Source organism: Brevibacterium salitolerans (genome assembly GCF_039531405.1).
Lineage (GTDB): Bacteria > Actinomycetota > Actinomycetes > Actinomycetales > Brevibacteriaceae > Brevibacterium > Brevibacterium salitolerans.
This window is the reverse complement of record NZ_BAAAPZ010000019.1, coordinates 96947-119686: the sequence shown is the minus strand read 5'-3', so window position 1 is coordinate 119686 and position 22740 is coordinate 96947. Positions and strand designations below refer to the sequence as shown.

Genomic DNA, 22740 nt, shown 5'->3' with positions numbered 1-22740 from the left:
GATCGCCTTCGCGCGCGCGTGCTCACGGATGCGGCTCGCTCCGGGTGAGCGCGGCACGCAGCTCTCCCTGTGCCTGTGCGTCGAGCCCGAGGCCGTCGGAGAAGTAGCCGTGGATCGAGCCGAAGTGTCGCCTCATCTCGTCCAGGGCCGCGTGCAGATAGCTGGGATCGACGCCGAGCACCGGCTTGAGGATCTCCGGATCGCCGCCCGCGGCGGTGAACTGCTCGAACAGGCCCTGGAACGCGGGCAGCAGATCGCGATTAGCGAGCAGATAGTCGGCGAACACGTCCTCCTCGTCGACGCCGAGCAGGAGGAGGGCCGCCGCGGCGGCCCAGCCGGTGCGGTCCTTGCCGGTGGTGCAGTGGAACAGGGCGGGGCGGGTGGGCTCCGCGGCGAGGTCGGTGAAGAACCGTCGGTAGGCCTCCAGGGCACTGGTCGAGGAGACGATGTGGCGGTAGGCGTCGTGGAAGAGCTCGACGGCCTGACCGTGGCCGAGGGCGTCGGCGGCACGGGCGGGATTCCTGACGACTTCGAGCATCTGGGCCGGGGCTGCGTTCATCGAGCCCGCGAGGACGTCGCAGACGACACCGGTCGCGCCCTCGGGCAGACGGTCCGGCGCTGCGTCACGTTCTGCCCGGGTCCGCAGATCGAACACGGTGCGGATGCCGCGCTTCTGCAGTTCTGCGGCATCCGCGTCCGTGAGTGTGTCGAGGGCGACGGTCTGTACAGGACTCCGGTGCGCACCGTCGCCCCCGAGGAGGTGGTGTACCCGCCGATGTCACGCAGGTTCGGCAGAGACGCCAGCGGGATGCATGTGCCCGGTCCGGTGGTCGTGGTCTCGTGTGTCACGGATGTCCTCTCCTCATTGTCCGGCCGCTGCGGGTGTCGCAGACCTTTGTGGACCATCGGGTGCTCCGGCGCCGTGCAGCAGTATCGCCGGCACGTCGTTCTCCCTGCTCGGTTCTCCCTGCTCAGGCCGTGATGTTGGCGCTGTCGCCGCCGGTCGCGGCGAAGCTCGTGCCCGAGACCATGCGGGCCTCCTCGGAGGCGAGGAAGACCACCAGCGGAGCCACGTCCTCGGGCTCGACCCAGGGCACGCCCAGGGGGAGCTTGGCCCGCTGAGCGCCGGTGGCGGTCTGCTCGTCCTTCTCGACGTCGCCGGTGGGCTCGTGGCCGCCGGTGCGGATGATCTGGGCGTAGCGGTCCTCGTGCCGGGTGAGTGCCGTGTTGATCAGCCCGGGGATGACGGCGTTCACCGTGGTGTTGTGCTTGCCCAGGTCGAGGGCGGCGGACTTCATCAGCCCGAGCAGTCCCCACTTGGAAGCCGAATAGCCCGCGCCGTCGAGGGTGCCGTGCTGGCCCTGTGTGGAGGAGGTGACGATGATCCGGCCGCCGCCCCGCTCGATGAGCAGCGGGGCCGCGGTGCGCAGCACGTTGGCCGTGCCGGTGAGGTTGACGTCGATCTGGTCGTCCCAGAGTTCGTCGCTCATCTCCAGGATCGAGCCGAAGCCCTGGATGCCGGCGTTGGCGAACACCACGTCGACGCCCCCGAACCGGTCCACCACCTGTGCGAATCCGGCCTTCACCGCGGCCCGGTCGCGTTGGTCGAAGATCACCGGCAGCCATTCGGCACCGGCCTCCTGCACGAGGCGTCCGGTCTCGTCGAGATCCTCCGGTGTGGCCGGTGCGTAGTCCATCGCCGCGCTGGTCGGTGCGGCGATGTCCGCCCCAGCGATCCTGTATCCCGCTCGCGCGAACGCGACCGCCGTGGCCCGACCGATCCCGCGGGCTGCGCCGGTGACGACCACCACGCGCTCATCGTTCTTCTCGCTCATGCTCTTCTCCTTCTCGTTCATCATGCGGGCCTTCAGTCGAAGAGCCGGCGGAATAGGTTCGTCTCGGCCAGGTCGATCAGCTCCTCGCCCCGGCCCGACAGCACTGTGCGCAGTGCGTAGAGCGTGAATCCCTTCGCCTGCGCAGCGGAGATCGTCGGTGGGATGGACAGCTCCTGCCGGGCGGTGCCCACGTCGATCAGCGCGGGACCGTCGTGGGCGAACGCGGCCGTGAGCGCGTCCTCGAGCACCTGTTGGTGCGCACCCTCGGTTCCCATGCGGTTCCTTCGGTTCTGCGGAGATGATGGATCTCGAGATCGGCCCGATGCGTCGATCCACCCTTCATACTGGCAGTAACCAGCGTTCAGGTCCAGAGCGTCGGCCGGCCTGGCTTAGGGTTTCCATATGGTACGAAGACCGCTCAACGACGAGGAGCTCCTGGACATCTCCCTGCGCTGCGCCGAGGTCATCCATGAGTACGACGGCAATGCGCCGACCTCCGCCCTGGTGGCGGCCTCGGGCCTTTCCGAGCGGACGTTCTTCCGCTACTTCCCCACCAAGGCCGAGAGCATCAGGCCGTTCCTGGACGCCGGCAGCCGCCGTTTCTCCGCCGTTCTCACTCAGCACCTCTCGCGCTCCGCCGCGTCCGTGTTCGATGCCGTCGTCACGGCCCTTCCGGAGGCGTTCGCCGGTGTGCGCACGCCCTGGACGCACCATCTCATGCAGCTCGTGCTCACCGTGCCCGCGCTGCGGCGTGTGTGGCTGGAGTCCAACGAGGACCTGGTTGACATGCTCCTGCCCACGCTCGCCCGGGCGCTGGGCCTCTCTCCGGACAGCGCGGAAGCGCGCATGGCGGCCGACCAGGCGGCTCTGCTCGCCGAGTCCTCCGTCAGGCGAATGGTGTATCTGGACGAGGACCGCCACCAGGCCGTCGCGAAGGTCGCCGCCGCCTTCCGGAGTGCGCCTCTCTCACGCAGGCCGCAGTCATCCACGAGCTGACCGCCGTGCCTGCGGGTGCCCGGAGGCGGTGTCCGCGCGCGTGGGCCGTTCTGCCGCCGGATGCCTATCGGCGTCTCCTGGGCCGCTCACCGGGCTCCGTCCGGGGCGTGCTGTTTCCGAGTCAGCCGTGATTCAATGGATGCCCGGCGAAGGAGGCACGATGTCCGATCGGTTCAGTGTGGGCGACCACGTGACGTGGAACTCGGAAGCAGGCCGCGTCTCGGGCACGGTGACGAAGGTGCATACGCGGGACTTCGACTACAAGGGTCACACCCGCCGAGCGTCGGAGGACGACCCGCAGTACGAGATCAAGAGCGACAAGACCGATCACATCGCGGCTCACAAGGGGAGTGCTCTGAGCCTGCTCGATGAGTGAGCCGATCTGCGGGCACAGCCCGAGGCGAACACCACGGCGCGATCAGTGTGAGTGGAGTGGGAGAGAGGCTGCAGCGGTGTCCGTGACACTTGTGGGGTCGCTAGGCTCGCGCGTATGACCGACTACCTCGGCCCGCATTGGGAGAGTGCCGCACTGGTCGTCATCGACGTCCAGAACGACTTCCTCGAAGGCGGAGCGGCCCCTGTTGCCGGGACGCGCGAGGTGCTGCCGGCTCTCGCGGAGACCACCGCCGCGTTCCGTCGCTCCGGCAGGCCTATTGCACACATCGTGCGCTTCTACCAGCCGGGCGGCTGCGATGTCGACCTGCCGCGCCGTGCGGCGGTCGAGGCTGGCCGGCGGATCGTCGTCCCAGGCTCTCCGGGGTCGCAGATCCCCTCTGTCCTGCTGCCCGCTGAAGTCGCTCTGGACAGTGAGAAGCTGCTCGCCGGCGCTCCGCAGACACTCACCGGTTCCGGCGGGGAAGTCGTGTTCTTCAAACCCCGCTGGAGCGCATTTCACCGCACAGGGCTGGAGTCGTGGCTGCAGGAGACCGGTTGTGACACCGTGGTCGTCGCCGGCTGCAATCTGCCCAACTGTCCCCGGGCAACCCTGTTCGACGCCAGCGAACGAGACTTCCGCACCGTGCTCGTGACCGACGCCGTCTCACAGGTCACCCCTGAACGCCTCGTCGATCTGGAGGGCATCGGCGTACAGCTGCGCGAGTCGGCTCAGGTGGTGGATGCGCTGAGCCGCAGCTGAGGTCGTGAACCGGCCTGGGGGTGTGGGGACGCGCTGCCGGGGTCGCACGCACGGTGCATCCGCGCATCGGGTGCCCCCGGTCGGACTTGAACCGACGACCAAAGGATTATGAGTCCTCTGCTCTGACCAGCTGAGCTACAGGGGCCCGGCTCCGGAGTCGCATTGTCGCTGGTCCGGCGCCTCGCCTATAGTACAATAAAGCTCGTGCTCACCTCGGCACGGATCGTAGGGGAAGACGTATCCGGGTAGAGGAGGCACCAAATGGATATGGCTCAGGGCGTACTCTTCGTCCACTCAGCACCTCGTGCGCTGTGCCCTCACATCGAATGGGCGGCGGGCGGGGCGATCGGCGCGCACGCGAAGTTCGACTGGACTCCGCAGCCTGCCGCTCCGGGCATGTACCGGGCGGAGATCTGCTGGAAGGCTCCGGCCGGTTCCGGCGCGCGGATCGCCTCTGCCCTCCGCGGATGGGACGGGCTCCGCTACGAGGTCACGGAGGAGCCCAGCGAGGGCGTGGACGGCGGCCGTTGGAGCCACACGCCGGATCTGGGCATCTACCATGCCGTGACGGACGCGCACGGCAACATCGTCGTGCCCGAGGACGTCATCCGCTCCGTCATGGAGCGCACTGCGGGTGACCCGCACGGCCTCACCGCGCAGATGGAGCGCGTGCTCGGCCAGGCCTGGGACGAGGAGCTCGAGCCCTTCCGCTACGCAGGCGACGGTGCCCCGGTCCGCTGGCTCACCAAGGTCAGCTGAGCGGTCCGGTCGCCGGAGCCGGGCGTGGCCGGTCGATCGCCGTGTGCGACGGCCGGAGCGCCCGGCTCGGCCTGTCGCCCCCGTCGCGTCACCTCCGGTCCCGCCCCGCTGTGCCCGGCCCCTCGTGCCGGCGCTAGTGTGAGAGCGAGAATCTGCCGCGACCGAGGAGCCGACGATGACCGACCTGACCTGGCTGAGCACCCGTGAGCTCGCCTCCCGCCTCCGCACCGGTGAGGTGTCCGCACGGGAGGCGCTCGAGGCGCACCTGGACCGCATCGATGCGGTCAACCCGGCCCTCAACGCCGTCGTCACCCTCGACGCGGACACCGCTCGCGCCCAGGCCTCGGCGGCGGACGAGGCGTACGCCCGCGGCGAGCGGCTGGGCCTGCTCCACGGCGTCCCCATGACGCACAAGGACACCCACGACACCCGTGGCATGCGCACCACACTGGGATCCCCGGTCTTCGCGGACAGGGTGCCCGAGTCGGACGACCTCCTCATCAGCCGGCTGCGCGCCGCCGGTGTCATCACGACCGGCAAGACCAACGTGCCGGAGTTCGCCGCCGGCTCGCACACCTTCAACCCGGTCTTCGGCACCACTGTCAATCCCTATGACACCTCGCGGACCTCGGGCGGCTCGTCCGGCGGGGTCTCCGCGGCGATCGCCGCCGGCATCCAGGCCTCCGGCGACGGCTCGGACATGGGCGGTTCGCTGCGCACCCCGGGGTCCTTCACCAACACGGTGGGACTGCGGCCCTCGAACGGCCGCATCCCGCATGCTCTGCCGGGCCGCCCGTGGGCCTGGCTCGGCCAGCAGGGCTTCATGGCCCGCGAGGTCGCGGATGTCGCTCTGCTCATGCAGGCCGGAGCGGGTCCCGCCGCCGGGGCGCCGCAGTCGCTCCGCGAGACCGGTGAGGTCTTCGACCGGCCGGAGTTCGCCCGCGACGGCGAGGGTGAGGGCCTGCGCGGTCTGCGCGTGGGCTTCTCGGCGGACCTGGACGGACGGCTCCGGGTGGAGAGGCCCGTGCGCGCCGTCGTCGAGGCCTCCCGCAGCGTCTTCGAGTCCGCCGGCGCTCATGTGGACGAGGCAGTGCCCGACCTCGACGACGCGGACGAGGTGTTCCGCGTGCAGCGCGCCTACGACTTCGCCTGCAGCAACGGGCCGGTGCTGAAGGAGCACCGTGACCAGATGAAGGACTTCGTCATCTGGAACACGGAGATGGGGCTCGGCCTCACGGTGGAGGAGCTCATCGGTGCCGAGGCCGGCCGTGGTCGCCTGCTCGCCGCCACCGAGGCCTTCTTCGCCGAGCACGACCTGCTGGTCACGACCACCAGCCAGGTCCTGCCCTTCGATGCGGGCATCGAGTACCCCACGGAGATCGAGGGCACCGCGCTGCACACCTATCTCGACTGGATGCGGGCGGCGACCCTCATCTCCGCCACCGGCTGCCCCGCCGTCACAGTGCCGGCGGGCTTCACCCCGCCGCTGCCCGGCGCACCCACCGGACTGCCGGTGGGCATCCAGCTAGTCGCAGCTCCCGGGAAGGACGTGGAGCTCCTCCTCGCCGCCAAGGCCTTCGAGGAGCTCACCGGCCACCACCGCGTCCGCCCGCAGCTCTGATGCCGGAGGGCCATTCCGTCCATCGGATCGCAAACCGCTTCACGGCCGTCTTCGCGGAGGCGCAGGTGGCGGTCTCATCCCCGCAGGGGCGCTTCTCGCAGGGGGCGGAGCTGCTGGACGGCCGGGAGATGACGGCCTGCCGCGCGGTGGGCAAGCAGATGTTCGCGGAGTTCGACAGGGAGCTCACCCTGCGCGTCCACCTGGGGCTCTACGGAGCCTGGGACCTCTGGGAGCGGGCGGGAGCGCTCGCAGACGGTGCTGCGGACGGCGCCTCGGCGTCCTCCATGGGCGCACCCCGGCGCACCGGGACGGAGAGCCGGACCGCCGCCCGCGGCACCCGTGTGGGTGAGAGCGACACGGAGCTGCGCGGTGCTCCTGAAGCGTGGCCGCCGCCACCGGTGGGGGCCGTGCGTGCACGTCTGCTCACCGGCTCGGTCTGCGCGGATCTGCGCGGGCCCACCGTGTGCGAGGTGCTCACGCCGGAGGAGACCGCCGCGCGTCTGCTCAGGCTGGGTCCTGATCCGCTGGTGGACGGCCGTGCCGCAGGCAGGCGCCGGTTCCTCGCGAAGGCGAGCCGGAAGCGCACTGCGGTGGGCGCCGTGCTCATGGACCAGGAGGTCATCGCCGGGATCGGCAACATCTACCGTGCGGAGCTGCTCTTCCGCGCGCGGGTGAACCCCTACACCTCCACGGCATCGCTGGGGGAGGAGACACTCGCAGCGCTCTGGGACGACTGGTGCCGGCTCCTGCCGCTCGGTGTGGAGACCGGGGTGATCCTCACCCGCACGGAACTGCGCGGACGCCGGCGGGAACGTGCGCTGGCGGAGCCGGAACACCGGCACTGGGTGTACGGAAGGCAGGGACAGCCCTGTCTGGTCTGCGGCACCCCCGTGAGCCTGGCGGAGATGCAGGGGCGCAAGCTGTACTGGTGCGCGCAGTGCCAGGCCGCATGACGGAGCGCGCGCCTCAGTGCAGGGTGCGGATCCGGGTGAAGACCGAACGGGCGGCGTCCACGCAGGCATAGCGCTCCGTGGTGACGTGCACGTCGTACTCCGTGCGCCCGTCGGGCCCGGGGCTAAAACGGCGCTTGCCCACCGTGAGTCCGGACCAGTCCGGGCCGATCACGATGACGCAGAACTCCGCCTGCAGCGGGTCCGAGGTGTCGATCTGACCGCCGCGCGCCGCCGGCACCGGTGGAGTGTCGAAGCCGGCGGAGAGCATGACCGTGTAGCCCACGGAGTCCGCGACGCTCTCGAACCGGGCGAGGGTCTCCGGGCTCAGCTCCTCCGCGTCCGCGAACACGCTGATGACCACGGCGGACTCGCCGGCGGCGAGGCTCCGCTCCGCCAGCGAGTGCAGCTGCGCCGTGAGCATCTCCCCGTCCATCACCAGCGGGTCGCGCTCCCTGCCCTGGGCGATGGTGAAGGGCGTGCCCTGCGCCAGCTGGTTGCGGGTGTGGTGGTCGGCGAGCACATCCGTCTCGCCGGGATCTGCGGCCTCGGGCTCCTGCGAGGGCTCTCCGAACCAGGGCCCGGTGCCGAACCGTGCGCCGAGCGCCTCCGCCTTGAGCAGGTCCTCCTCCGTGGTCACCCCGTCGGCCACGAGGATCGCGTCGGTGCGTTCGACGTGCGCCTGCAGCAGGCGGATGAGCTCCGCGAGGTGGACGTGGTCCTCGATCGCGAGGACGGAGGGCCGGAGCATGACGACGGAGGGATTCACGAGCGGCAGGAAGGAGGTGGTGCGGAGATCGTCGCCGATCTCCGCCATGCCGATGCCCCACCCCAGCGTGCGGGCCTGGCGCACCGAGCGCAGGGTCATGGCCGGTGCCTGTGCTATCCGGTCCGGGTGCAGCTGGAGGATGGCGGAGCGGTCCGGCTCCGCGGTCCGGTCCTCGACGGTGCCGAGCGCCTGCGGCTCCGCCGTCATGAAGAGGCGATTGGTGCGCGGCAGCCGGAGCTGTTCGGCCTCGCGGAGCGCCAGGGAGCGCAGCGAGGCGTCGAGGTCCGCCACGTGCTCCGACTCCCGCACGGCACGGCGGAAGGCGGTGAAGTGCGCGGGCTCCGGCGGCACGCCGGCGACCCCGTGATACACCCGATGGCCGATCACGATGTCGCTCTGCAGGTCGACGACCGGACTAAGGTGCGTCGCGACGAGACCGCCGCGGACCAGCTGCTCGAGGGTGTGCTCGGACGCCGGCGTCGCCGCCGGACCGCTACCGTGTGAGGCCTCCACGCGCTGTTCTCCCTTTCGGTCGCCTGCAGGCCGATTGTCTCATGGCGGCCTTTCAGGAATCGCGCCGCCCCCTCGCCCTCCTACTGCGCGCGAGGTCTGCGACGGCGACCGCTCCCGCGACGGCGATGACCACGGCGATGACGCCCAGGCCGGTGGCGAACGCGACCTCCCAGCCGGTCGCCGCGACGGTGGCGAAGACGATCCCGGTGATCATCGCGATGCCGATCGAGGTGCCCACGCGCTGACCGGTCTGGAGCACTCCGCCGGCGGAGCCGGCGTAGCGCAGCGGCACCTCGGCGAGGGTGAGCGTCTGATTGGGGCCGACCACGAACGCCTGGCCGGCTCCCAGGATCGCAAGCGTGCCCAGCAGCCACCATTCGCTCAGACCCGTCGAGTAGTGGAGGAGCACCGCGGCGCCGGAGAGCACCAGTCCGGCGAGTGCGAGCAGGATCCCCCAGAGGACCATCACCCTGCCCACACGGGTGACGTGGCGGCCGGCGATGGGGGAGAGGACGGCGCTGACCACGGCCGAGGGCAGGCCGATCATGCCGGCGGCGAGGGCGGAGTGGCCGAGGCCCTGCTGCATCCAGAGCGCGAGGACCACCCAGATGCTCGTCATGCCGAGGAAGTAGACGGTGATGATGACGGCGCCGTTGGCGAAGCTGCGGGTCCGGAACAGCGTGAGGTCCACCATGGGCTCCCTGCCCGTGCGCGCGAAGCGGCGCTCCCACCACACCCAGATGAGCACGAAGACCGCACCGAGGCCCAGTGCCGCCCAGATGACGGGTCCCACCTCGCGCTCCACGAAGGGCAGCATGACCAGGAGGATGCCCGCGCTCAGCAGGACGACGCCCACGGGGTCCAGATCGGCGAGTCTGCGGCGGTCAGGTGCCGGGCTTCCGGCGCCCTCACCGGCCGCACCTGTGGCACCGGCCGCACCGGTGGCGACGGTGCCCGAGGTGGGTCTCCAGGCGCTGCTCGGCAGCCAGAGGAACGCCCCCACGAGACCGAGGATCACGAAGGGGACGTTGATGAGGAAGGCGGACCGCCAGCCCCATTCGTCCCCGAGCACCGCGACGAGGATGCCTCCCAGCACGGGACCGACAGCTACGGAGACGCCGATCACGCCGCCGAAGAGTCCGAACGCCTGGCCGCGCTGCGCGCCCCGGAAGTACTGCTGGATGAGCCCGGTGACCTGCGGGTTGAGGAAGCCGGAGCCCAGCCCCATGAGGACGCGGGAGAGGTTGAGCCACAGCGCGTCCGTGGAGAACCCCGCACACAGGGAGCCGAGACCGAACATGAGCAGACCGATGACGAAGAGCCGGCCTCTGCCGAAGATGTCGCCGGCCCGGCCCGCGGCCACGAGCACCACGCCGAAGGCCAGCGCGTAACCGGAGAGGATCCACTGGAGTGCGGCGGGGCTCGCACTGATGGAGGACTCGATGGCCGGGATGACCACGTTGACGATGGAGACGCTCAGCAGGGAGAGGAAGGCGACGACGAAGGAGACCAGCAGGATCTTCTTCTGCTCGGAGGTGAAGCCGGTGGAGGAGGCGTCCGGTGCGGGTTCAGGGGAGGCGCTGGAGTGGGAGGTCACCCCTGCAGTTCTACTCCTGGCGCGGAGGAAGGGCAATCGCAGGGGTGCGGCAGCCTCCTGGCCGGGCCGCTCCGCGCCGCATCTGCACCTGTGGCTAGGCTTGGCAGCATGCGGGCAGATTCGAATGGGGCGGATGGCGCGGGGCGGTTCGCTCCCTCGCCCAGCGGCGATCTCCACATCGGCAATGTGCGCACCGGGATCCTCGCCTATCTGTGGGCGCGGCGCACCGGTCGCCGCTTCCTCTGGCGCAACGAGGACCTGGACCGGGTGCGAGCGGGGGCTGCCGAACGACAGCGGGAGCAGTTCCTGGCCCTGGGCGTGCGGATCGACGGCGAGGTGGTGGATCAGTCGCGGCGCACGGCGGCATATGCCGCGGCCTGTGAGCGGCTGCGGGAAGGCGGTCTGGTCTACGAGTGCTACTGCTCGCGGAAGGACATCCTCGCCGCACCCTCTGCTCCTCATGCACCTCCCGGCGCCTACCCGGGCACCTGCCGCGACCTCGGCGAACAGCAGCGGACCGAGGCCCGGGCCCGCCTCGCGGCGCAGGGACGGACGCCCGCGCTGAGGCTGCGCTCCGACGGCGCGGAGTGCCGCGTCGACGACGTGGTCCTGGGAGAGGTCTCCGCGCACGTGGACGATCTGGTGTTGCGCCGCGGTGACGGGGTGTGGGCCTACAACCTCGCCGTGGTCGTGGACGATGCGGCGATGGGTGTCGATCAGGTGGTGCGCGGGGATGACCTCGCCTCGTCTGCGCCCCGTCAGGCCTACCTCGCCGGCCTGCTGGATCTGTCCGTGCCGCAGTACGTGCACGTCCCGCTGGTACTGGGCCCCACGGGGCAGCGGCTGGCCAAGCGGGACGGTGCCGTCACCCTCGAGCAGCTCGCGGGGACGGGGTTCGACCTGTGGGCGTGGATGGGGGAGTCGCTGGGGTTCGGGCCCTGGACGGGTCTGGATGAAGCGCTGGAGTCCTTCGACCCGGCGCGCATGCGGCATGAGCCCACGGTGTTCGACCCGAGTACTGGTCGGTAGGAATGTGAACGGGCGGACCGGGTGCGGCGGCGCTCGGCGATCCGAGCGCTCGGCCGGCAGAACGGCGACGAGAAGGGCCCCGTCCAGAGGACGGGGCCCTTCTGCGATGCTCCCCCGGCTGGGCTCGAACCAGCGACCCTTCGATTAACAGTCGAATGCTCTGCCAACTGAGCTACGGAGGACTGCATCCGCGAACGGATGTGTATTCACTTTGCGCGCGAACCGCGCTGTACTGCACGGGACCACATGCATGCGGCTTCCCGAGCGCTCCCCCGGCTGGGCTCGAACCAGCGACCCTTCGATTAACAGTCGAATGCTCTGCCAACTGAGCTACGGAGGACTGGTGCTCATTGCTGAACACGAGAGACCAATATAGCAGTGGGCACAGCACCCCGCCACTCACGCCCGCCCGGCACCGGTGAATGTGAGGAGACGCACTGCGCGTAGGCGTCCGCGGCGTTACCCTGGCGGTGTCTCCGTGAGGAGAAGCGTCTCTCCGCGAGACTGCCACAGGAGGGAGAGGCGCTGCGGCGGTCCCGCCCGCACCGCGGTCGGGGCACCGTCCATCAGGTCCGCCACGCGACACGAGGAGGCCCGCACCATGCCCAAGACGACGAAGTCCGGTAAGGCCCGCAAGGACGAGCTGCCTGCCACTCTGCAGCGTTCGGACGCACTCGCGCAGAGAACGTTCGCAAAGGCCTACGATTCCGCGATGGACCAGTACGGCGAGGAGGACCGGGCGCACAGGGCCGCCTGGGCCGCACTCAAGCACACCCACGAGAAGGTGGGGGACCGATGGCGGCCCAAGGACCACTCCGGTCCTTCTGACGCGCAGGCGGAGGGCGGGAAGGACACCGAGAGGACGACCGCCGGCGGAGTCGACGCCAACGCCACCAAGGAGCACCTCCTCGGCCTCGCGCGTGAGCTGGACATCTCCGGCCGCTCCACGATGAACAAGGAGGAGCTCGTTGAGGCGCTCCGGAAGGAGAACGACAGGAGAACGAGGAAACGCCGCACCGGCTGAGTCCGGCATGTGCGTTCCACATGGCATGAGTCACCTTTCGGCCACGGTCGGGGCTGCTGTCAGGCGGTGCACGGCGAGAGTCAGTAGTCTGACCGGTGATGACCGCGATCGCCATCGGCCTAGCCCTTCTCTCGGCCGTCTCTCTTGCCTACGGCGCGCTGCTCCAGCACAGGGGCGTGAGCGCGCTCGGTGCGTCCCCCGGGGCGCTGCGCCTGCGCGCCCTCCTGCCGCTGCTGCGCTCAGCGCCGTGGCTGCTGGGCCTGCTCACCCTGGGCGCGGGGATGCTCGCCAACGTCGTCGCGCTGTCGCTCGCGCCGGTGATGGTGGTCCAGCCGGTCGGTGCGATCTCCCTCGTCCTGTCCGTGGGGCTGGGCGTGCTTCATCGCGGACTCGCCGTGGACGGCAAGCTCATCCGTGCCGTGATCGCCTGCGCGTGCGGGGTGCTCGGGTTCGTCATCGCCTCGGCCCTCATCGCCACCACCACTCCCATGACCGGGACCGAGGCCGTCATCCTCACCGTCATCGGCCTCACCGGGGCCGGTGCCGGGGCACTGTTCATGCTCGTGTGGCGGCGCCCCCGCCAGCTCGTGCTCATCTCCGGCGCGGGCATGCTCTTCGCCTTCTGCGCCACCAACGTCCACGTCGTCAGCGCCACGGTGGTCCAGGAGGGCATCACCCTGGCGACGCTGGGAGACATCCCCTGGTGGAACGCGGCCGCGCTGGCCGCCTCCGGCCTGGTCGGCTCCTGGTTCGTCCAGGCCGCCTACGCCTCGGGACCGCCGGAGATGGTCATCGCCGGTCTCACCGTGATCGATCCGATCGTCGCGGTGCTGCTGGGCATCCTGGTGCTCGGCGAGGCGGAGGGCGCCACCGCGCTCTCACTGGCGGTGATGCTGGTCTGCGGCGCGCTCGCATGCTTCGCCGTCTTCATCCTGTCCCGCTATCATCCTGATGCGGTCGAGGCCGAGCGCCGCCGCTCCGCCCTCAAGCACGGCTCCCCGTCCTCCGACGGCGCGCCCCGTTCCACACCCCCGGAAGAGGTGTCCGATCCTGCACGCCCATGATCCCCGCCCCGCCCCAGGCGCGGAGCCGCGCACCCGTGCGGATCTCCGCCCCCTGCGCATCGTCGTCGCCGCGGAGACGTACCCGCCGGAGATCAACGGGGCGGCGACCTTCGCCACCCGTCTGGCCGGCGGTCTCGCGGCCCGGGGGCACGAGGTGCACGTCATCGCCCCCTCGGCCTCCGGTTTCCCCAGCACCCGCGACGAGGACAGCGTGCGCGTGCACCGGGTGCGATCGCATCACTGGCCGCTGCACCCCACGTGGATGATCTGCCTGCCCTGGGAGACCCGGCCCGAGCTGGCGCGCCTGCTGGACGTCATCGACCCGGACGTGGTGCACACACAGGCGCATTTCGTGCTGGGGCGCTTCGCCTTCTCCCTCGCGGAGGAGCGGAACATCCCCGTGGTCGCGACCAACCACTTCATGCCGGACAACGTCCGCCCGTACGTCCGCGCTCCCAGGCCCGTCCTCGACGGCGCCACCGCGCTGGCCTGGAAGGACCTGCGGGCCCGCTTCCAGCGTGCGGACCGCATCACCGTGCCCACACAGCTGGCCAGCGATCTCCTCACCCAGAACGGCTTCGACCGTCCGATCGAGGCGGTGAGCTGCGGGATCGACCTCGAGGCCTTCGACCAGGCCCATGCGCAGGCGCGGGCGCGGGCGGAGGAGGCCGAGGCGTCCGGCCGTGCACCGGCCGAGCCCTCCGTGCTGTTCGTGGGCAGGCTCTCGCAGGAGAAGCATCCCGAGACCATCGTCGAGGCGCTCGCGCTCATGGACCCGGGGCTGAGGCTGCACGCGCGGATCGTGGGCGAAGGGGACCAGGCGGAGCCGCTCGCGGAGCTCGCCCGTGCCCGAGGTGTGGGAGACAGGGTGCACGTGCTCGGGAAGGTGGACGATGCGCAGCTGCGGCGTGAGTTCGCCGAGGCGACGTGCTTCTGCATGCCCTCGACGGCCGAGCTCCAGTCCATCGCCACCCTGGAGGCGCTGGCCTCCGGACTGCCCGTGGTGCTCGCCGACGCCGTCGCCCTGCCGCACCTGGTGCGCGACGGGGTCAACGGCCATCTGTTCCGGCCGCTGGACGCGGCGGATCTGGCGGCGAAGCTCACGGCTGTGGTCGCGGCGCCTCCGGAGGAGTACGCCCTCATGCAGGAGGCCTCCCGCGAACTGGTGAAGGCGCACGACATCCGCCGCACCATCACCCGGTTCGAGGAGATCTACCGCGAGGTCATCGCCGAGCGCTCCGCGAGCTGAGCCTCAGTCCACGGTGCTCCGCGGTGCGCCTGCCCGGGTGCGCTCCTGCACACCTCTTTCGCGCAGCTGCGCAGGGCGTGAGCGGTTCAGGCGGTCTTGAACGCCACCACCGCGTTGTGCCCGCCGAACCCGAAGGAGTTCGACAGTGCGGCGAGGTCACCGGCCGGGAGCTCCGCAGGGGTGTCCCGGACGATGTTGAGGTTGACCTTGGGGTCCACCTCACTGATGTTGATCGTCGGGGGAGCGAGGCGGTTGTGGAGGGCGAGGATCGTGAAGATCGCCTCCACGGCCCCGGCACCGCCCAGCAGGTGGCCGGTCATTGACTTGGTGCCGGAGACCAGCGCGGAGTCCACGTGGCCGCCCAGCAGCTGGTTGATCGCGATCGACTCGGGAATGTCTCCCACCGGGGTGGAGGTCGCATGCGCATTCACGTGGGCGAGGTCGCCGGGTTCGAGGCCGCCCTGCTGGAGGGCGAGCCGCATGGCGCGCAGAGCGTGCACGCCCTCGGGCTCGTTCGCGGTGATGTGGTGCGAGTCGTTCGACAGGCCCCAGCCGGCCAGCTGCGCGTAGACGCGCGCGCCGCGGGCCCGGGCGTGCTCCTCGGACTCGAGGACGACGGCTCCGGAGCCCTCACCCATGACGAAGCCGTCGCGGTCCACGTCGTAGGGGCGGGAAGCCGTCTCCGGGGAGTCGGTGCGGCGCGAGAGCGCGCGCATCGAGGAGAACGCGGCCAGGGTGATGGGATGGATCGCGGATTCGGAGCCGCCTGCGACCACGACGTCCGCGCGGCCGGAGGAGATCATCTCGTAGGCCTGCCCCAGGCTCTCGGTGGACGAGGCGCAGGCGGAGACCACCGTCTGGACGCCGGCGCGCGCCGCGATGTCCATGCCGATCGCCGCGGCGGGGCCGTTGGGCATGAGCATGGGCACGGTGAGCGGCATGACGCGGCGCGAGCCCTCCTCACGGAGGGTGTCCCAGGCGTCGAGCAGCGTCCAGACTCCGCCGATCCCGGTCGCCCAGGAGACGGAGGTGCGCTCCGGATCGAGGTCCGAGGTGCCGTCCTCGCTGCGGAGGCCGGCGTCCGCGAGCGCCTCACGGGCGCTGACGAGTGCGAAGCGGCTGGAGGGGTCTAGGCGCTTGGCCTCGACCTTCTTCAGCTTGTCGGCGGTGAATTCGGCCGGAACGGTCGCAGCGAAGTCGACGGGGATCTCGTACTTCTCTGCCCAGTCGTTGTCGAGGGTGTGCGCGCCGGGGGTGCCGGCAAGCGCTGCCTGCCAGGTCTCTGCGGCAGTAGCGCCGAGGGGCGTCACGGCGCCGAGGCCTGTGACGACGACAGTGGAACTCATGGTGTGAAACCTCGTCGAATCGAAGGGGGTGTCCGCAGCGGGGCCGAGGGTCGCCCGACCCCGCCGACGGTCGGGAGCTCAGGCCTGCTGTGCCTTGACGATGTAGTCGACGGCGTCCTGGACGGTGACGAGGTCCTTGACGTCGTCGTCCGGGATCTTCACGCCGAACTTCTTCTCGGCGTTGACGACGATGGTCATCATGGAGATCGAGTCGATGTCCAGGTCGTCGGTGAACGACTTGGAGCCCTCGACGGCCGAGGTCTCCAGGCCGGTCTCCTCGTTGACGATCTCTGCGAGTCCTGCGAGGACGTCAGCTTCGCTGTGTGCCATGTGTCTTTCCTTCTCTCATAGTGTCCGCCGGGCAGGCGGCCCCGCAGTGCGGAGCGCGCACGCCCGAGTGGGCAGGAAACGTGATTCGACGACGATCCCGCGCTGATCTTACGTCATCGCGTGCGCGTCGTCAGGGAAGCTCAGGGGAGGACGACGACCTGTGCGCCGTAGACCAGCCCTGCGCCGAACCCGATCTGGAGGGCCAGCTTGCCGTGCAGCTCCGGATTCTCACGGAGCAGGCGCTCGGTGGCGAGCGGGATGGAAGCGGCCGAGGTGTTGCCGTTGTCCGCGATGTCACGCCCGATCTGCACCGACTCCGGGAGCTTCAGCTGCTTGGCGAGCTCGTCGATGATCCGCATGTTGGCCTGGTGCGGAATGAACGCGGACAGGTCCGCGGCGGTGATGCCGGCGGCGTCGAGGGCCTGCTGGGCGACCTCCGCCATCTCCCACACGGCCCACCGGAACACGGACGGACCGTCCTGGCGGAGGGTGGGGAACGGCGCCTCGGGGTCGTCCTTCATCTCGATGAAGGAGTTGGTGAGGCGGATGGTCTCCCAGTTCTCGCCCTTGGAGCCCCACACGCTCGCAGCAATGCCGGGGGTGTCCGAGGCGGAGACGACGACCGCGCCGGCTCCGTCGCCGAGGAGGAACGAGATGGAGCGGTCCGTGGGGTCGACGAAGTCGGAGAGCTTCTCCGCGCCGATCACGAGGATGTTGTCCATCGTGCCGGAGCGCACGAGCGCGTCCGCCTGCGCGATGCCGTAGCAGTAGCCGGCGCAGGCCGCGGAGATGTCCCAGGCCGGCACCGGGCCGGTGCCCAGCTTCTCCGTGAGCAGCGCGGCCGCGGACGGCGTCGGGATGCCGGTGGTGACCGTGGCGAGCAGGATGCCGCCGATGTCCGAGGGCTTGAGGCCGGCGTTCGCGATCGCCTCGACCGCGGCCTCCTCGGCCATGTCGGCGACGCTCACGTCCGCACCCGCCCGGTGCCGGGTGATGATGCCCGTCCTCTGCCTGATCCACTCGTCGGACGAGTCGATCGGGCCCACGAGGGCCTCGTTGGGGACCGCGTGCTCGGACCGGCAGCCGCCGATCCCCGTGATGCGGGAGAAGCGTCCGGCCTCGGGTGTCTTCAGTGTGGTCATGGGATTTCCTCTCGGATGATGCCTGGGAGCCCGGCGTGCGGTGGGCTCAGGCGCTCGTGTGTGCCCGGACGAACTCGCGTGCGCCCTCGACGTCCGCTGCGCTCTTCACGGCGAAGACCTCCACGCCCTTCATGGCGCGCTTGGCGAGGCCGGTGAGCGTGCCGCCGGGCACGAGCTCGAGGATGCCGGTGACGCCGGCCTCCAGCAGAGTGGCCTGGCAGAGGTCCCAGCGGACCGGGCTGGTCACCTGGCTCACGAGGAGGTCCAGGTACGCCTGCCCCGATTCCACGCGCGTGCCGTCGGAGTTGGTGAGGATGGGGAGGGAGGGGTCCGCGGGCGTGATCGAGGCCGCGGCCTCGGAGACCGCCTGCGTGGCGGAGCCCATGTACGAGGTGTGGAAGGCGCCTGCGACCTTGAGCGGGATCACCCGGGCACGCTCCGGCGGGTTCTCCGCGAACGCCGCGATCGCGTCCTTGGAGCCGGCGGCCACGGTCTGGCCCCCGCCGTTGACGTTGGCCGGCTCCAGGCCGGCCTCGGCGATGGCGGCGAGCACCTGCTCGGGATCCCCGCCGACCACGGCGGCCATGCCGGAGGGCTCCGCGGCAGCGGCCGCGGCCATCGCCGCACCGCGCACCTGCACGAGGGCCATCGCGTCAGTGGGGGAGAGGATGCCGGCGATCTGCGCGGCGCCGATCTCGCCCACACTGTGCCCGGCGACGAGGTCCGTGGCCAGACCGGCCTCGATGAAGATCTCACGGTAGGAGGCGATCGCCGCCGCCACGAGCAGCGGCTGTGCGAGAGCGGTGTCGGTGATCGTGGCGTCGTCGGAGACGGTGCCGTGGGTCACGAGGTCGATGCCGGAGGCCTCTGCGAGCTCCCCGAGGGCGGAGGCGAAGCCGGGCAGTTCCAGCCAGGAGCTGAGGAACCCGGCCTTCTGGGCGCCCTGTCCAGGGCATGCTGTCACGAGCACGAGTATGTCTTCCCATCAGTCGATTCGGTTGTGCACACTACGACAGCTGTCAGCTGCCGGGGGTCTGTTTGTGGCCGCTCGATAACTGACCGACAGCTGACAGTCGGCCGAACACCAAGGCTATGCGTATCACGAACGACGGCCGGGGCTGCGTGGGATCGAGGCCCACGAGCTCCGTGATCTTCTTCAGCCGGTACCGGACAGTGTTGGGGTGGACCTGCAGCGCCCGGCCCGTCGCCTCGAGCGATCCGCCGTGGTCCAGGTAGGAGGCGACCGTCTCGAGCAGATTGCCGCTGCCCGCGGCGAGCGGTGCGTGGTACCGGTCGATGAGCGCGTCCACCGCGGCCTCGTCGCCGGCGATCGCGCGCTCCGGCAGCAGCGCGTCCGCGTGGACGGGCCGCGGCGTGGACTGCCAGGCGGAGGCGGTGCGCAGCGCCCAGAGCGCGGAGGCGGCGGAGGTGCCGGCCTCGGCGAGCGAGGCGACGACCGGTCCGACCACCACGTGGGAGGGTCCGTAGAAGTGGGAGAGGGCCTCTGCGGCCTGGTCCACGTCCTCGGCACCGCCCAGCACGATGAGCAGGCGGTCGTCGTGGATGCCCACGAGCACGTCCTCGGCCCACTTCCGCGCGGCACGGCGGATCTCGTCGATGCTCTTGTGCGCCGAGCGGCGCGGCGCCCGCCCCAGCACCACGGCCACCTGCCCCTGGGACTGCCAGCCGAAGGCAGCGGAGCGGCTGGCGAGCTCGTCGACCGAGTCGCCGCGGACGAGGGCGTCGACCACCATCGCCTCCAGACGGGCGTCCCAGCTGCCGCGGGCCTCGGCCGCCCGGGCGTAGACGTCCGCCGCGGCGAAGGCGATCTCCCGGGAGTAGACGAGGACCGCGTCCTTGAGCTCGGCCTGCTCCGGGGCGCGCGCCAGGTCCGGGACGCGCTCCTCGACCACCTGCACCACCACGCGCAGCAGCTGGAGGGTCTGCTGGAGCGAGACGGCGCGCACGAGTTCGCGGGGTGCGGAGCGGAAGATGTCGAGGACCATGCGCAGAGGAGTCTGCGGGTCCCGGTACCAGTCCACGAAGGAGGAGATGCCGGAGGTGGCCACCACGGAGACCCACTGCCGGTCCGCGGGCTCCATGCTGCGGTACCAGGGCAGCTGCGCGTCCAGCTGCTGGACGGTGAGCTTGGCGAGCTGCGCCTGGCCGGCCTTGAGCCTGCGGACGGTCTCGGCCCGTCCGCGGAGCTCTGCGGCGGGTGCGGGGGCGGTCTGCTGCTGCGACATAGCGCTCACCCTACCGTCCGGAGCACGAGGATCTTGTAGCGACACGACAACTATTGGTGAGACCGCACAGTCGAAGTGGCGATGCAGACGCAGACCGGGCCCGAGGCCGCGGCGGCCTCCGTGGGGAGGTCACCGCGGTCTCGGGCCCGGCGGGGGTGCGCTGCCGCTCAGGCCGCGCCGCCCTCCAGCGAACCGGAGGTGCCGGCCGTGGGGTCGTCGAGCTGGTAGCGCTCGGCGGCCTCGGCGGCCTTCGAGATGTCGATCGCGCCGGTGTCCGCCAGGCTGATGAGCGCCTGGACGGTCATGGAGGCGCCGTCGATGAGGAACTTGCGGCGCGCGGCCGGACGAGTGTCCGAGATCGCGTAGCCGTCGGCGCCCAGCGAGGTGAAGTGGCCGGGCACGTACTGCCGGATCTGGTCCTGGACGGCGCGCATGTAGTCGCTCGTCGCCACGACCGGCCCCTCGGCCTCACCGAGGACCTGGGTGATGTACGGCTGACGGGCGTCTCCATTGGGATCGAGCAGGCGCTCCTCGTCCGCGGCGAGACCGTCGCGGCGGAGCTCCGACCAGGAGGTGACGGACCAGACGTCCGCGCTCACGCCCCAGTCCTCGTCCAGCATCCGCTGGGCCTCGAGCGCCCAGGCGACCGCCACACCGGAGGCGAGGAGCTGGACCTTGGGCCCGCCGTTGTCCGGGCCGTCGGCCAGCTTGTAGATGCCGCGCAGCAGACCGTCGACGTCCAGGTCCTCCGGCTCCGCCGGCTGCGACATGGGCTCGTTGTACAGGGTGATGTAGTAGAGCACATTGGGGTCGAGCGCCGGGTTCTCCGGGTCCTGGCCGTACATCCGCTCGATGCCGGCGCGCACGATGTGGCCGACCTCGTAGACGTAGGCGGGGTCGTAGGAGACCACCGAGGGGTAGGTCGAGGCGAGCAGCGGGGAATGGCCGTCGCCGTGCTGCAGCCCCTCGCCGGTGAGCGTGGTGCGACCGGCGGTGGCGCCCATGACGAAGCCGCGGGCCATCTGGTCGCCGGCTGCCCAGAAGGCGTCGCCGGTGCGCTGGAACCCGAACATCGAGTAGAAGATGTAGAACGGGATCATCGGCTCGCCGTGGGTGGCGTAGGACGTGCCCACCGCCGTGAGGGCGGAGGTGGCGCCGGCCTCGTTGATGCCCACATGGAGCAGCTGGCCCTGCGGGGACTCCTTGTACGCGAGAAAGAGGTCGCGGTCCACGGAGATGTAGTTCTGTCCGTGCGGGTTGTAGATCTTCGCGGTGGGGAAGAACGAGTCCATGCCGAAGGTGCGGGCCTCGTCCGGGATGATCGGCACGATCCGCTTGCCGAACTCCTTGTCCCGCATGAGGTCCTTGAGCACGCGCACGAAGCCCATCGTCGTGGCGATCTCCTGGTGGCCCGAGCCGCGCTTGGCGACGGCGTAGGCCTTGTCGCCGGGCAGGGAGATCTGCGTGTACTTCGACCGGCGCTCCGGCACGTACCCGCCCAGCTTGGCGCGGCGCTCCTGCAGGTACTGGATCGCCGGGTCGTCCTCGCCGGGGTGGTAGTACGGCGGCTTCTTCGGGTTCTCCTCGAGCTGCTTGTCCGTGATCGGGATGGAGAAGTGGTCGCGGGCCAGCTTGAGGTCCTCGAGCGTCATCTTCTTCATCTGGTGCGTGGCGTTGCGGGCCTCGAACGTGGGGCCGAGCGAGTAGCCCTTCACGGTCTTCACGAGCACCACGGTGGGCTGGCCGGTGTGGGCCATGGCCGCGCGGTAGGCGGCGTAGACCTTGCGGTAGTCGTGGCCGCCGCGCTTGAGGTTCCAGATCTGCTCGTCCGTGTAGTCCTCCACCAGGGCCTTGGTGCGGGGGTCACGGCCGAAGAAGTTGTCGCGGACGAAGCCGCCGTTCTCCGCCTTGTAGGTCTGGTAGTCGCCGTCCGGCGTCTGGTTCATGAGGTTGATCAGTGCGCCGTCGCGGTCCTTGGCCAGGAGGGCGTCCCACTCGCGGCCCCAGACCACCTTGATGACGTTCCAGCCGGCGCCCCGGAAGAACGCCTCGAGCTCCTGGATGATCTTGCCGTTGCCGCGCACCGGGCCGTCGAGACGCTGCAGATTGCAGTTGATGACGAAGGTGAGGTTGTCGAGCTCCTCGTTCGCCGCGACGTGCAGCATGCCGCGGCTCTCCGGCTCGTCCAGCTCGCCGTCGCCGAGGAAGGCCCAGGTGTGCTGCTGCGAGGTGTCCTTGATGCCGCGGTTGTGGAGGTACTTGTCGAACTGCGCCTGCGCGATCGCGTTCATGGGGCCGAGGCCCATGGAGACGGTGGGGTGCTCCCAGAAGTCCGGCATCTGGCGGGGGTGCGGGTACGAGGGCATACCCAGGTTCTTCCCGTTGACCACGTGGCTGGCCTGCTGCCGGAAGCCGTCGAGCTGGTCCTCGCTCAGCCGGCCCTCGAGATAGGCGCGGGCGTACATGCCGGGGGAGGCGTGGCCTTGGAAGAAGACGTGGTCGCCGCCGCCCGGGTGGTCCTTGCCGCGGAAGAAGTGGTTGAGGCCCACCTCGTACAGTGTGGCGGCACCGGCGTAGGTGGAGATGTGGCCGCCCACCTCGATGCCGGGCCGCTGCGAGCGGTGCACGAGCATCGCGGCGTTCCAGCGGTTCCAGCGGCGGTAGGTGCGCTCGACGGCCTCATCGCCGGGGAACCAGGGCTCCGCCTCGGGGCTGATGGTGTTGATGTAGTCGGTCGCGGTCAGGCTGGGCACGCCCACATTGGACATGCGGGCCTTCTCCAGGAGGCTGAGCATGACATAGCGGGCGCGGGCAGGTCCTGCCTCGGCGATGAGGGAGTCGAGGGACTCCAACCATTCCTGCGTCTCTTCCGGATCGATGTCCGGAACCTGGCTCGGAAGCCCGTTGAGGATGGGTCCTCTGGGGTTGTCGGGCACGGCAGTCCTCCTCACGAAGTTTCACGTGCTGCTCTTGGGTCTTCAGCACATGCGGACCGGCCGGCGCGCATGAATGTGGACGCCGCCCGCTCCGCGTACGGATGGTTCCAGCATATGGGCTCCGGCCGGTCCCCGCGGGAACGGGGAGTGATCGGCCGATGTGTTCTTCGACTCGCGGTGCAATGTGCGGGACTGCGCG

General features: G+C 70.2%; 21 protein-coding genes, 3 tRNA genes and 1 pseudogene. 10 read left to right on the top strand and 15 right to left on the bottom strand.

The genetic code is table 11. The features are described from left to right. Positions 1 to 22 precede the first annotated feature (22 nt). The 4 genes and pseudogenes from ABD240_RS16090 to ABD240_RS16080 form a co-directional block, all read right to left on the bottom strand. Entirely contained in the window at positions 23 to 655 is a 633-nt protein-coding gene (locus ABD240_RS16090; protein WP_344338512.1) for a tyrosine-protein phosphatase, read from the bottom strand. Continuing rightward, a complete protein-coding gene (locus ABD240_RS17145) occupies positions 556 to 906 on the bottom strand; it encodes a tyrosine-protein phosphatase (protein WP_363316520.1) in 351 nt (116 codons plus the stop codon). Before ABD240_RS17145 ends, ABD240_RS16090 begins: the two co-directional genes overlap by 100 nt. 65 nt (positions 907 to 971) lie before the next feature. Further along, complete coding sequence (locus tag ABD240_RS16085; protein WP_344338510.1) at positions 972 to 1835, bottom strand: SDR family NAD(P)-dependent oxidoreductase; 864 nt, start codon at positions 1833 to 1835, stop codon at positions 972 to 974. A 32-nt stretch (positions 1836 to 1867) separates the two neighbouring features. After that, a pseudogene (locus tag ABD240_RS16080) lies at positions 1868 to 2080 on the bottom strand (ubiquinone-dependent pyruvate dehydrogenase); the annotation flags it as partial. A 157-nt stretch (positions 2081 to 2237) separates the two neighbouring features. Between ABD240_RS16080 and ABD240_RS16075 the strand changes: the two are divergent. From ABD240_RS16075 to ABD240_RS16065, 3 genes are all read left to right on the top strand, one after another. Then, entirely contained in the window at positions 2238 to 2831 is a 594-nt protein-coding gene (locus ABD240_RS16075; protein ID WP_344338508.1) for a TetR/AcrR family transcriptional regulator, read from the top strand. A gap of 160 nt (positions 2832 to 2991) precedes the next feature. Then, positions 2992 to 3207 carry a hypervirulence associated TUDOR domain-containing protein gene (locus tag ABD240_RS16070; protein ID WP_344338506.1) on the top strand — a complete coding sequence of 72 codons (216 nt, stop codon included), beginning with the start codon at positions 2992 to 2994 and terminating at the stop codon, positions 3205 to 3207. Between the two features lie 114 nt (positions 3208 to 3321). Then, a complete protein-coding gene (locus ABD240_RS16065; protein ID WP_344338504.1) occupies positions 3322 to 3966 on the top strand; it encodes a cysteine hydrolase family protein in 645 nt (214 codons plus the stop codon). Between the two features lie 71 nt (positions 3967 to 4037). Here the strand turns inward: ABD240_RS16065 and ABD240_RS16060 are convergent. Next, positions 4038 to 4111: transfer RNA gene (locus ABD240_RS16060), tRNA-Ile, on the bottom strand. 122 nt (positions 4112 to 4233) lie between these two features. Here ABD240_RS16060 and ABD240_RS16055 point away from each other — a divergent pair. The 3 genes from ABD240_RS16055 to ABD240_RS16045 all read left to right on the top strand — a co-directional run bounded on the left by ABD240_RS16055 (position 4234) and on the right by ABD240_RS16045 (position 7299). Beyond that, positions 4234 to 4725, top strand: a complete 492-nt coding sequence (locus tag ABD240_RS16055) for a DUF3145 domain-containing protein (protein ID WP_291792165.1) — start codon at positions 4234 to 4236, stop codon at positions 4723 to 4725. A gap of 175 nt (positions 4726 to 4900) precedes the next feature. After that, positions 4901 to 6346 (top strand): amidase, encoded by a 1446-nt coding sequence (locus ABD240_RS16050; protein ID WP_344338502.1) that lies wholly within the window; start codon positions 4901 to 4903, stop codon positions 6344 to 6346. Beyond that, entirely contained in the window at positions 6346 to 7299 is a 954-nt protein-coding gene (locus ABD240_RS16045; RefSeq protein WP_344338501.1) for an Fpg/Nei family DNA glycosylase, read from the top strand. The genes ABD240_RS16050 and ABD240_RS16045 overlap by 1 nt, the downstream gene beginning before the upstream one ends. 13 nt (positions 7300 to 7312) lie before the next feature. Here ABD240_RS16045 and ABD240_RS16040 read toward each other — a convergent pair whose 3' ends face one another. Together ABD240_RS16040 and ABD240_RS16035 are read right to left on the bottom strand one after the other, a co-directional pair. After that, complete coding sequence (locus ABD240_RS16040; protein WP_344338499.1) at positions 7313 to 8578, bottom strand: EAL domain-containing protein; 1266 nt, start codon at positions 8576 to 8578, stop codon at positions 7313 to 7315. Positions 8579 to 8630: 52 nt separating this feature from the next. Next, on the bottom strand, positions 8631 to 10175 hold the full coding sequence (locus ABD240_RS16035) for an MFS transporter (RefSeq protein WP_344338496.1): 1545 nt from the start codon (positions 10173 to 10175) through the stop codon (positions 8631 to 8633). Between the two features lie 108 nt (positions 10176 to 10283). Between ABD240_RS16035 and gluQRS the strand changes: the two genes are divergently transcribed. Then, positions 10284 to 11204, top strand: coding sequence for a tRNA glutamyl-Q(34) synthetase GluQRS (gene gluQRS, locus ABD240_RS16030; RefSeq protein WP_344338494.1), 921 nt, complete (start codon positions 10284 to 10286; stop codon positions 11202 to 11204). Positions 11205 to 11313: 109 nt separating this feature from the next. On the opposite strand, the gene ABD240_RS16025 is transcribed toward gluQRS, so the two are convergent. Continuing rightward, positions 11314 to 11386: transfer RNA gene (locus ABD240_RS16025), tRNA-Asn, on the bottom strand. A gap of 85 nt (positions 11387 to 11471) precedes the next feature. Further along, positions 11472 to 11544 (bottom strand) — tRNA-Asn (locus ABD240_RS16020). Between the two features lie 261 nt (positions 11545 to 11805). Between ABD240_RS16020 and ABD240_RS16015 the strand changes: the two genes are divergently transcribed. The 3 genes from ABD240_RS16015 (at position 11806) to ABD240_RS16005 (ending at position 14541) form a co-directional block, all read left to right on the top strand. Then, positions 11806 to 12228, top strand: a complete 423-nt coding sequence (locus tag ABD240_RS16015) for a ChaB family protein (protein WP_344338492.1) — start codon at positions 11806 to 11808, stop codon at positions 12226 to 12228. Between the two features lie 98 nt (positions 12229 to 12326). Continuing rightward, a complete protein-coding gene (locus ABD240_RS16010; RefSeq protein WP_344338490.1) occupies positions 12327 to 13292 on the top strand; it encodes a DMT family transporter in 966 nt (321 codons plus the stop codon). Further along, on the top strand, positions 13279 to 14541 hold the full coding sequence (locus ABD240_RS16005) for a glycosyltransferase (protein ID WP_486303409.1): 1263 nt from the start codon (positions 13279 to 13281) through the stop codon (positions 14539 to 14541). The genes ABD240_RS16010 and ABD240_RS16005 overlap by 14 nt, the downstream gene beginning before the upstream one ends. Before the next feature lie 86 nt (positions 14542 to 14627). On the opposite strand, the gene ABD240_RS16000 is transcribed toward ABD240_RS16005, so the two are convergent. From ABD240_RS16000 to aceE, 6 genes are all read right to left on the bottom strand, one after another. Then, positions 14628 to 15887, bottom strand: a complete 1260-nt coding sequence (locus tag ABD240_RS16000; RefSeq protein ID WP_344338488.1) for a beta-ketoacyl-[acyl-carrier-protein] synthase family protein — start codon at positions 15885 to 15887, stop codon at positions 14628 to 14630. A gap of 78 nt (positions 15888 to 15965) precedes the next feature. Beyond that, a complete protein-coding gene (locus ABD240_RS15995) occupies positions 15966 to 16217 on the bottom strand; it encodes an acyl carrier protein (RefSeq protein ID WP_291791520.1) in 252 nt (83 codons plus the stop codon). Positions 16218 to 16357: 140 nt separating this feature from the next. Further along, entirely contained in the window at positions 16358 to 17359 is a 1002-nt protein-coding gene (locus tag ABD240_RS15990) for a beta-ketoacyl-ACP synthase III (RefSeq protein ID WP_291791517.1), read from the bottom strand. Positions 17360 to 17405: 46 nt separating this feature from the next. Beyond that, the gene (locus tag ABD240_RS15985) at positions 17406 to 18329 is read right to left on the bottom strand and encodes an ACP S-malonyltransferase (RefSeq protein WP_291791516.1); all 924 of its coding nucleotides are present in this window, start codon (positions 18327 to 18329) and stop codon (positions 17406 to 17408) included. A gap of 49 nt (positions 18330 to 18378) precedes the next feature. Beyond that, positions 18379 to 19605, bottom strand: coding sequence for a PucR family transcriptional regulator (locus ABD240_RS15980; protein ID WP_291791514.1), 1227 nt, complete (start codon positions 19603 to 19605; stop codon positions 18379 to 18381). A 167-nt stretch (positions 19606 to 19772) separates the two neighbouring features. Beyond that, on the bottom strand, positions 19773 to 22541 hold the full coding sequence (aceE, locus tag ABD240_RS15975; RefSeq protein ID WP_291791513.1) for a pyruvate dehydrogenase (acetyl-transferring), homodimeric type: 2769 nt from the start codon (positions 22539 to 22541) through the stop codon (positions 19773 to 19775). Positions 22542 to 22740: the final 199 nt, after the last annotated feature.